This is a genomic window from Cupriavidus sp. UYPR2.512 (assembly GCF_000379565.1).
In the GTDB taxonomy this organism is placed as follows: domain Bacteria; phylum Pseudomonadota; class Gammaproteobacteria; order Burkholderiales; family Burkholderiaceae; genus Cupriavidus.
Map to the genome: position 1 here is coordinate 144254 of NZ_KB903206.1, position 8503 is coordinate 152756.

Genomic DNA, 8503 nt, shown 5'->3' on the forward strand with positions numbered 1-8503 from the left:
CGTAGTTTTGAACATGGCATGTCGATAATGGGTTTTGGCTGGTTCGGATTCTCGACTTTCTGGATAGTGCCGCTGGTCTGGCGGCTGGTGACGCGCTGGCTCGCCGGCGAGCGCCGGCTGGCAGGCCCCGGCTCATTGCGCGTCTGGCTCGGCACGCTCGCGGTGCTGTGCGCGAGCGCCTGCCTGGAAGCGCTGACCAGTGGCACCGATCCGGCATCGGGCGCCGGCGGGTCGGCCGGCCGCGCGCTGGCCGGCATGATGGGCAGCCTGTTCGGCTGGACCGGTGCCTTGCTGTTGATGCTGGGCGTGCTGGCGCTGGCCGCGCCGATGGTGTTCGGCGAAACCTGGCGCAGCCTGTTCTCGCGCAAGCCGCGACGCGCCGCCGCGCCTGACACGGCGCCGGAAGAGCCGCCGGTTTCCTTTGCGGCCACCCAGCCGATGCGCGAGGCAGAGCGCTGGGACGCGCCGGCGGCAGGCAACCCGGGCTGGACTGCGCCCGCCCCGCGCCATCGCAGTTTTGAAGCGGTCTCGGCGCGCCGCCAGCCCGCCTGGCAACCGCCGCGCCGTACGCGTGAATCCCCGCCGCAGCCTGGCGAGCTCTGGCTGCACCATGCCGAGTCGCCGGGCGCGGTCAAGCCGGCGCGCACCGCACCGCCCGCACCCGCCGCGGCGGCACCGGCACCGCGTCCTGCCCAGCCGGCGGCACGCAGGCCGGCCACGACGGCAGCCCCTTCACCGGCTCCGGCGCCGCGGCCGGCGCAGCCCCTGCGCGGCACGGTCGTCAGCAGCCCGTTCCGCCAACCGCAGCCGCTGGTGCGTTCGGCGATTACGACGCTGCCTGAGGCTTCCCGCAAGGGCGCTGCCTCGGCGGCTGCTTCCGTCACGGTAGCAGCCGCCGTATCAGCGCCGGCCGAAACCGCCGTAGCAGCGCCGGCCGAAGCCGCCGTAGCAGCGCCGGCCGAAGCCGCCGTAGCAGCGCCGGCCGAAGCCGCCGCCGTAGCGCTGGCCCCCACTGTTGCCACGCAAGCCGTGGCCACTCCGGCGCAGCCGGTTGCCAGCCCGGAACCCGAGGTGGTGGCAGCGCCCGACGCACCTGCCATGGAACCGGTGCCAGCAGAGACCGATATCGTTGACGACATTGCGCCGGAATTCGTGCCGGCCGAAGCCGACGAAGCCGACCAAGCCGACCAAGCCGACCAAGCCGACCAAGCCGACCAAGCCGACGAAGCCGACCAAGCCGACGAAGCCGACGAAGCCGACGAAGCCGACGAAGCCGACGAAGCCACGCTTGCCGCGATCCGGCAGGAAGCCCTTGACCTGCTGGCCGAGTTGCAGGCGCTGGCAGGCAAGGCAGTGGTACCGCAAGCGGCTGCGCCGGCACCGCAACAACTGGACGCGGCTGCGCCGGATCCGGCGCCGGACACTGCCGGCGACGCAGAACCGCACGCACTCGCTACCGTCACCTTGCCAGCCGAAGCCGAAGCCGAAGCCGAAGCCGAAGCCGAAGCCGAAGCCGAAGCCGAAGCCGAAGCCGAAGCCGAGAGCGGAGATCACGACGTTGTCATGGTTGAACCTGAAGCGCTGGCAGCCGCCGCGCCCGCATTGGATGTCACCGGGGCCGAGGCCGTAGCCCAGGCCGTGGCAAGCTCCGCGATGGAAGAGGGCAGCGCTCTCGATGCCAGCGCCCGGGCACCCGCGGAGGACAACGAAACCGACGGGCTGATGGACGGCAACGGCCTGATCGCCGAGGAGGCGGAGCCGGATGCGGCCGAGCCTGCTGAGGCAGCAGAACCGCCTGAAGCGACTGAAGCCCCGGCAGTCCCAGAGCCCGCTGAGGCGCCTGCACTGAACCAGGCCCCGGTCCCGGCCGCCAAGCCGCGCATCGTGCTGCCCGCCGTGGTCGGCCGCACCGTGCCGCTGGCTGCCGCCCAGCTGGCACCCGTGCCGGTGCCGGTTGCACCGCCGCCTCCGCCGCGCCCCGTCGTCGACTACCGCCTGCCACCGGCAGAACTGCTGGAGACCGGAGTCGACAGCGCCGAACAGGTGTCGGAAGAACGCCTGCGCGAAACCGGCGAGCTGATCGCCCAGCGGCTGGCCGAGTTCAAGGTGCCAGTCGCCGTGGTGGGCGCCGGCGCCGGCCCGGTGATCACCCGCTTCGAGGTCGAGCCCGCCATGGGCGTGCGCGGCGCCCAGGTGGTCGGGCTGATGAAAGACCTGGCGCGCGCGCTGGGCGTGACCTCGATCCGCGTGGTCGAGACCATTCCCGGCAAGACCTGCATGGGGCTGGAACTGCCCAACGCGCGCCGGCAGATGATCCGGCTGTCGGAGATCGTCAACGCGGCCTCGTTCCAAGCGCACCATTCGCGGCTGGTGCTGGCGATGGGCAAGGACATCACCGGCAATCCAGTGGTGACCGACCTGGCCCGCGCGCCGCACCTGCTGGTGGCCGGTACCACTGGCTCTGGCAAGTCGGTGGCGGTCAACGCCATGATCCTGTCGATGCTGTACAAGGCCACGCCGGAAGACGTGCGCATGATCATGATCGACCCCAAGATGCTGGAACTGTCGGTCTATGAGGGCATTCCGCACCTGCTGGCGCCAGTGGTCACCGACATGAAGCAGGCCGCGCACGCGCTCAACTGGTGCGTCGGCGAGATGGAGAAGCGCTACAAGCTGATGTCCGCGCTGGGCGTACGCAACCTGGCCGGCTACAACCAGAAGATCCGCGCCGCGGAGGCCGCCGAGCAGAAGGTGCCGAACCCGTTCTCGCTGACGCCGGACGCGCCCGAGCCGCTGTCGCGCCTGCCGATGATCGTGGTGGTGATCGACGAACTGGCCGACCTGATGATGGTCGCCGGCAAGAAGATCGAAGAACTGATCGCGCGCCTGGCACAGAAGGCGCGCGCCGCCGGCATCCACCTGATCCTGGCCACGCAGCGCCCCTCGGTGGATGTGATCACCGGCCTGATCAAGGCCAATATCCCCACGCGGGTGGCGTTCCAGGTGTCGTCCAAGATCGACTCGCGCACCATCCTCGATCAGATGGGCGCTGAAAGCCTGCTCGGTCAGGGCGACATGCTGTTCCTGCCGCCTGGCACCGGATATCCGCAACGGGTGCACGGCGCTTTTGTCGCCGACGACGAAGTGCACCGCGTGGTGGAACACTGGAAGCAGTTCGGAGAGCCGGACTACGATGAAGCCATCCTCGCCGGCGACCCGGCGGAGGCCGGCAGCGCCGACCTGTTGGGCGACAGCAGCGGCGATGGCGAGGCCGACCCGCTTTATGACGAAGCCGCCAGCTTTGTGCTGACCAGCCGCCGCGCCTCGATCTCCGCCGTGCAGCGCCAGCTGCGCATCGGCTACAACCGCGCGGCGCGCCTGATCGAACAGATGGAGGTTGCCGGGCTGGTGTCACCAATGGGCCGCAACGGCGCGCGCGACGTGCTGGCGCCGGGGGCGGGCGACTAACGGCTTCCACGGCCACGATCCAGGGAGGCAGCATGCAGCCTGAACACGGAAACCTGCTGGCCGATGTGCCGGCCGGCGCGGCGCAGGAGATCTTCCAGCCGCTGCTGGAACGGCCCGGGCTGCGGATCGAACGCATCGTTTCCAACGGCCAGGCCAGCCCCGAAGGCTTCTGGTACGACAGTGCCGAGGCGGAGTGGGTGCTGTTGCTCAGCGGCAGCGCTGCCATCGAGATCGAAGGGCAGCCCGGGGAGCATCGCATGAAACCGGGTGACTGGCTGCGCCTGCCGGCCCACTGCCGGCATCGCGTGGCCTGGACCGATGCCACGCAGCCCAGCATCTGGCTGGCGGTGCATCACGCTGCCGGCTGAGCGGTTCGATCCCGGTCACGGTCAGCCTTCAGCAGCTTGAGCCGGGGCCGCCCATCTTTTTTTTTGGCCTGTGCGTGGCCATGGTGCCCCTCAGTACTGGTACGTCAGCTGGACACCGCCCGTGAAACCGGCGGTATGGAAGGCGGTCGGCTTGTAGACGGGCATGCCGATGAACAGGTCGTAGCTCACACCTCCGAACTTTGTACGGCCGATACCGCCACGCAAGCCAATGACCGCACCGGCCAGTTGTGTGCCGACCAGCGCCGCAGTAGAAGGCCCGAAGACACGGCCGTAGTCGAGGCCGGCGTACAAAGACTGCCCCGTCGTCGCAATCGGCACCTGCAGCTCGTTGCGCCAGTAGAAGCCGCTGTCGCCGGCGAGAAGGTTCTCGCCGTCGAAGCCGCGCACCGTATAGCGGCTCCCGATCGTCATGGCATCGAGGAAGTACAGCCGGTCGTTTGTGTACTGGCCGCGGAAGGTCGTCACATACCGCAACGGCTGCCCGCCTAGCTTGAACGGCACCGACAGGTTGGCGTCGGCCACCACCATGCGGTAGCGCCAGGTCGGCCCGCCGTCGGTGGCGAGGGTGTCAGACTGGGCGCCGAACCAGCCGACGCCCTGGCGGTACGCAACGCTCGCATCAAGCTGCGCGGCGCCGAAGTAGTGGCGGTCGGTGAAGCCCACCTCGGCAACGGTGTTGTTGCGCCGCTGCTGCGGGATCTCCGTGTCCTCAATAAAGTTCCGGCCGAAGCGCCGCGACAGGCGGAACTGCAGGCCGAGTACGTCGTCCTGGCTGCGGTGGACGACGCGATGCAGCTTCAGGTCCGCTGTCTGCGATTCGCCACTGGACACAAAGGTCTGATTGACCCCGGCGATCTGCTGGAAGTAGTTGCTGGAGTACGCGGAGAGCGTCGCGGTCCAGTAACCCCATGGCACCGAATAGAAGCCGTTCCAGCCGTGCGTGCCCCGGGCCTTGTCGCTGAACGCCAGGTCCTGGCTGTAGCCGACATTGAAGAGGTCGTTCAGGCCCAGCGGGTTGTCGATGCCGAGGCCCAGGTTGCCCACCCACTTGCCGGTGGAGCGCGTGCCCGAGTTGTCGACAGAGGTGATGAGGGTCCACGGCTTGCCGCGCTTGACGGCAATGACCACGTCGCTCACGCCCGGCACGGTGGTCGGCACGACCTGCATGTCGACGTCCTGGCTGGCCACGCGCTTCATCTGCTCCAGGCCTTGCTCAAGGTCGCGCAGGTTCAGCAGATTGCCGCCGCGGGCCGGGAAGGCTGTCTTCCAGGTGCCCCAGAGGTTGGGGTCGGTGAAGCGCAACTCGCCAATGACGCCGGGGATCAGGGAGAGCCGCAGGGTGCCGGTGCTCAGGTCCTGCTGCGGCACCAACACGCGCGTGGTCACGTATCCCTTGCTCAGGATCGCCTGGGACACACCCTTGACCAACTGCTCTATGCCCTGCTTGCCAACACAGGCGCCCTCATAGTGCTCCAACCAGGCGTGGGCGAAGGCGAAGGGGTCTTGCGGCAAGGCGGAGGCGCCTTGCGCTTGCGCGGCGGCGGGCAGGTCGGGGGGCACTTCCAGGACGAAGCGGTCGATGCGAAAGCACGGTGTTTCGATGGGCAAGTCCGGATACTCGATTGGCACTGCCGCCGGTGCGCGCACGCGGGGAGCCTCAACGGCCTGGGCCCGTTCACGGGCTTCCTGCTGCTGGCGGGCACGCTGCTCCTGCTCGATGGCGGTTTGGGCCGCGGACTGCGCTGGAGTGGTAGGTGGAGTCTGCGCGAAAGCCGTTGGGCTCAACAACAGAATGCAGCCAACCGGCGGCCATAGCTTGGTGACCGGGATTTTCTTCTTTTTCATTGTTGGGAACGCAGGGATGCTACAGACGCTAGGGTATTACCATCTGCCAAGACAGCAAGGGCGATCGGGGCGAAGCGGAAGACACGACGGTGCCCTGAGGCGCGGGTACGGAAACTGAGATTGCATGACGCTATGTTCTTGAAATACTTTCGATGTCCGAGCTTGCACGTAGCAGGGCTGTTCCAAGGCCTGTCAGCGCCGCTCAATTTTTACAACTACCCTGCAAGAACCTATTCCTTCGGTTTTTCGTCTTCCGAATAGGTACGCTTCGCCTTGCGCCAAGGTGATTCACCGAGAGGGCGTAGGTCAACTGCCTTTGATCTGCCTGCAAAGCCAGCAGCTGCGACTGCCATCAGCCCGATCGAAAAGCTCGCCAGCCTTCCAAGATAACTCTCAAGCTAATTGACACTCGCATACAAAAAAAACAAGCCAAAGCCAAGAAGCAGAATAATTGATAACCCCAGTGAGATTTCCGTTCTTCGAAAACATGATCATTTCCTTCGCCCAGTGCAGCTGGAGACGGAACAGGTCGGCACCTTCAGGCAGCCCGGTACGCTTACCCACGCCAGCCGCTCCCTTCCAGATCGCGAGTTACTTTCTACGCTCTCCTGTATGAAGATCTAGTCCACACCAGTGACAGACCTTAGGGCTGAGGTCTATGGCTTTGAAGGTCTGCAAGCGTGGAATCGCTCCACATCGTGGGCAGCGATATTTCTTTGCTATCCAGTAAAGCGTCCATGGCAAATACGCCACTAGGAGGATCGTGTGACCTAGGGGGGGTGTAAATACATTGAACCCCACGAAATACGCGAAAAAGAAGAAGGCCGTAACGATGAGTAGTATCCATCTCGCCCGTTGAAATTTGATTATCTCCTGTTTACTGACCGTCATTCCCTCTCCGCTTGTAAGAGAATTCAAAGATATTAGCTTTTCCCTCTAGACCGAAGCCATACCGATCGAAAAGCTCACCAGCTTTCCGAGATAACTCTCAAGCCAATTGACACTCGCATACAAAAAAATCAAGCCAAAACCAAGAAGCAGAAGATTTCCGTTCCTCAAAAATACGATCATTTCCTCAAGCTTTAATTGATCTTCTTCTGGGCATCGCTGGACCAGTCCGACGCCTTCCCTGATTGCCATTGCACGCTTGAGGCGATCGGCTTGGCATTAGCCGCATCGATTACGTCCGGTCGGACCGACTCAATCACGTTCATATCGACCAGACTCGATAGCCGCATCTGGGCTTCGATCTGCTCAGCGGTGTACTTACCGTTGCTGTTGGCAGCCATTTCCTGGCCAACTGTTTTTCGTCCCGGATGCAGTTGGCGGTTGAAGCGATCTAGCGCAAAACCAGATTCTCCGAAATCAATCACTTCTCCGGGTTGCTCTCGTTCTCCGTATAGGTTCTCTTCGCTCTTTTCCAGTCCGGTTCACCAAAGACTCGCAGATCAGACAATTGGGCTCTCGCAGAAAATCCACCAAAAAATGCCAAAAATAGCCCAAACATAAAGAGAAATATTGAAAGCCAGTTTGGATTGATATTAATAGACACAATAACAGCCATAAGAATCATCCCGGCGATAATAAATATCGCTTGCGAAATTCCTGTGAAGTTCCCATTCTTGAGGAATGAATTATTCACCGTCCTATCGCCTATCGAATTCGGCGTCCGAGCTCCGCTGGGTTTTGAAGCCGAACAATAGTGCCACTTCCAGTAACTTTATGACTGCAGCTCCAGAAAGTTGAACTGGGGTGATTTCGATTAGCGAGATAATGTTCTCATAAGCAATGCCGAATTCGCCTGCGGATAGAACGAACTCCTCTATTTGATCTACTTGCTCGGAATAGATCATCATAGTGGGAGGGATTGAATTCGCCGAAGTCTCTGTTTGGCTTTTTAGTTCCTGCAATATGGCTAAGAGGTTATCTTCAATAAATTTCAAATCCTTGTGCATGGCTTGGGGATTCTTCGGGAGGTTGGTTGGATATCCGGGGTGTCTTTTTTATTTTCGCCATTACGACTTACCAAAAGACCGCTGGAACTTGGATGCTGCATTGTTATTTGGCGTTGCGGTGTTACTTATTAGCGTTCTATGTTTCGCGCTACTTGAGAATCTAGAAGAGCCTAAAAGGTTTCCGATTCATGAACGGCGGCAAAAATACGAGATAACTACGTACCCTATGCCGACTAGCGTTCCCAAGAGAACTGCGCTCTTGAGACGGTGCACAATTCGTGCACTGTCCAATCCATTCCACAGTGCGCCCATGGAAATGTACTCAACCAAAGAAGATTGAGCTTGGTTTGCGCAACGGTAAAATATTCCGCACCAATCTCTTAATTGCGGCTCTTGAAGCAGTTCTGTAAGAAGTGGTGCCACAAGCAAGTCCATAACTGCCACCATGATCACTATTGCCACGATGAAAAGAACGATCGCGTAGATCATGTCAAGAATTCCAGGCGAGTCTTGTCTACTCATTTGCTTCCACCTTGTACTCGATCTTTCGTTGTATTGCCGATCGGTTCTTGGGATGTGCTAGGGAAAGGCTGATTTAATCGACGAGAGTGTCGACGTTGAGCAGCTGTGAAGCGTTGATAGACTAAGGACGACCAGCGAGCTACGCCGATGCAACAAATCAGTTTTGCTAGTGCCGAGTATCTGGGAAAGAAGCGCGTTACGCGGCGCGAGAAATTTCTGGGTGAGATGGAGCAGGTGGTGCCCTGGGCTCGATTGCTGGAGGCACTGGAGCCGTACTACCCCAAGGGCAAACGAGGGCGCCCGCCCATTGGCCTGGAACGCATG

7 protein-coding genes and 1 pseudogene are annotated in these 8503 nt (G+C 62.1%); 3 read left to right on the forward strand and 5 right to left on the reverse strand.

What is annotated here, in order from left to right; genetic code table 11:
• The first annotated feature begins 27 nt into the window (after positions 1-27).
• Together A3A5_RS0136740 and A3A5_RS0136745 are read left to right on the forward strand one after the other, a co-directional pair.
• Positions 28-3468, forward strand: a complete 3441-nt coding sequence (locus A3A5_RS0136740; RefSeq protein ID WP_018315417.1) for a DNA translocase FtsK — start codon at positions 28-30, stop codon at positions 3466-3468.
• A gap of 32 nt (positions 3469-3500) precedes the next feature.
• Positions 3501-3836, forward strand: coding sequence for a cupin domain-containing protein (locus A3A5_RS0136745; RefSeq protein WP_018315418.1), 336 nt, complete (start codon positions 3501-3503; stop codon positions 3834-3836).
• Positions 3837-3926: 90 nt separating this feature from the next.
• Here A3A5_RS0136745 and A3A5_RS0136750 read toward each other — a convergent pair whose 3' ends face one another.
• From A3A5_RS0136750 to A3A5_RS43910, 5 genes are all read right to left on the reverse strand, one after another.
• Entirely contained in the window at positions 3927-5702 is a 1776-nt protein-coding gene (locus A3A5_RS0136750) for a ShlB/FhaC/HecB family hemolysin secretion/activation protein (RefSeq protein ID WP_026201498.1), read from the reverse strand.
• Positions 5703-6784: 1082 nt separating this feature from the next.
• A complete protein-coding gene (locus A3A5_RS0136755; protein WP_157637409.1) occupies positions 6785-7075 on the reverse strand; it encodes a hypothetical protein in 291 nt (96 codons plus the stop codon).
• The gene (locus tag A3A5_RS43905) at positions 7072-7344 is read right to left on the reverse strand and encodes a hypothetical protein (protein ID WP_157637410.1); all 273 of its coding nucleotides are present in this window, start codon (positions 7342-7344) and stop codon (positions 7072-7074) included. Before A3A5_RS43905 ends, A3A5_RS0136755 begins: the two co-directional genes overlap by 4 nt.
• A gap of 4 nt (positions 7345-7348) precedes the next feature.
• The gene (locus tag A3A5_RS0136760; protein WP_018315421.1) at positions 7349-7657 is read right to left on the reverse strand and encodes a hypothetical protein; all 309 of its coding nucleotides are present in this window, start codon (positions 7655-7657) and stop codon (positions 7349-7351) included.
• 186 nt (positions 7658-7843) lie between these two features.
• On the reverse strand, positions 7844-8146 hold the full coding sequence (locus A3A5_RS43910; protein ID WP_157637411.1) for a hypothetical protein: 303 nt from the start codon (positions 8144-8146) through the stop codon (positions 7844-7846).
• 180 nt (positions 8147-8326) lie between these two features.
• On the opposite strand from A3A5_RS43910, the pseudogene A3A5_RS42760 reads away from it, so the two are divergent.
• Positions 8327-8503 (forward strand): annotated as a pseudogene (locus A3A5_RS42760) (IS5/IS1182 family transposase); the annotation flags it as partial.

Coding starts and splice junctions, on each gene's coding strand:
- A3A5_RS0136740 (WP_018315417.1), top strand. CDS start 28: ATGGGTTTTGGCTGGTTCGGATTCTCGACTTTCTGGATAGTGCCGCTG.
- A3A5_RS0136745 (WP_018315418.1), top strand. CDS start 3,501: ATGCAGCCTGAACACGGAAACCTGCTGGCCGATGTGCCGGCCGGCGCG.
- A3A5_RS0136750 (WP_026201498.1), bottom strand. CDS start 5,702: ATGAAAAAGAAGAAAATCCCGGTCACCAAGCTATGGCCGCCGGTTGGC.
- A3A5_RS0136760 (WP_018315421.1), bottom strand. CDS start 7,657: ATGCACAAGGATTTGAAATTTATTGAAGATAACCTCTTAGCCATATTG.
- A3A5_RS43910 (WP_157637411.1), bottom strand. CDS start 8,146: ATGATCTACGCGATCGTTCTTTTCATCGTGGCAATAGTGATCATGGTG.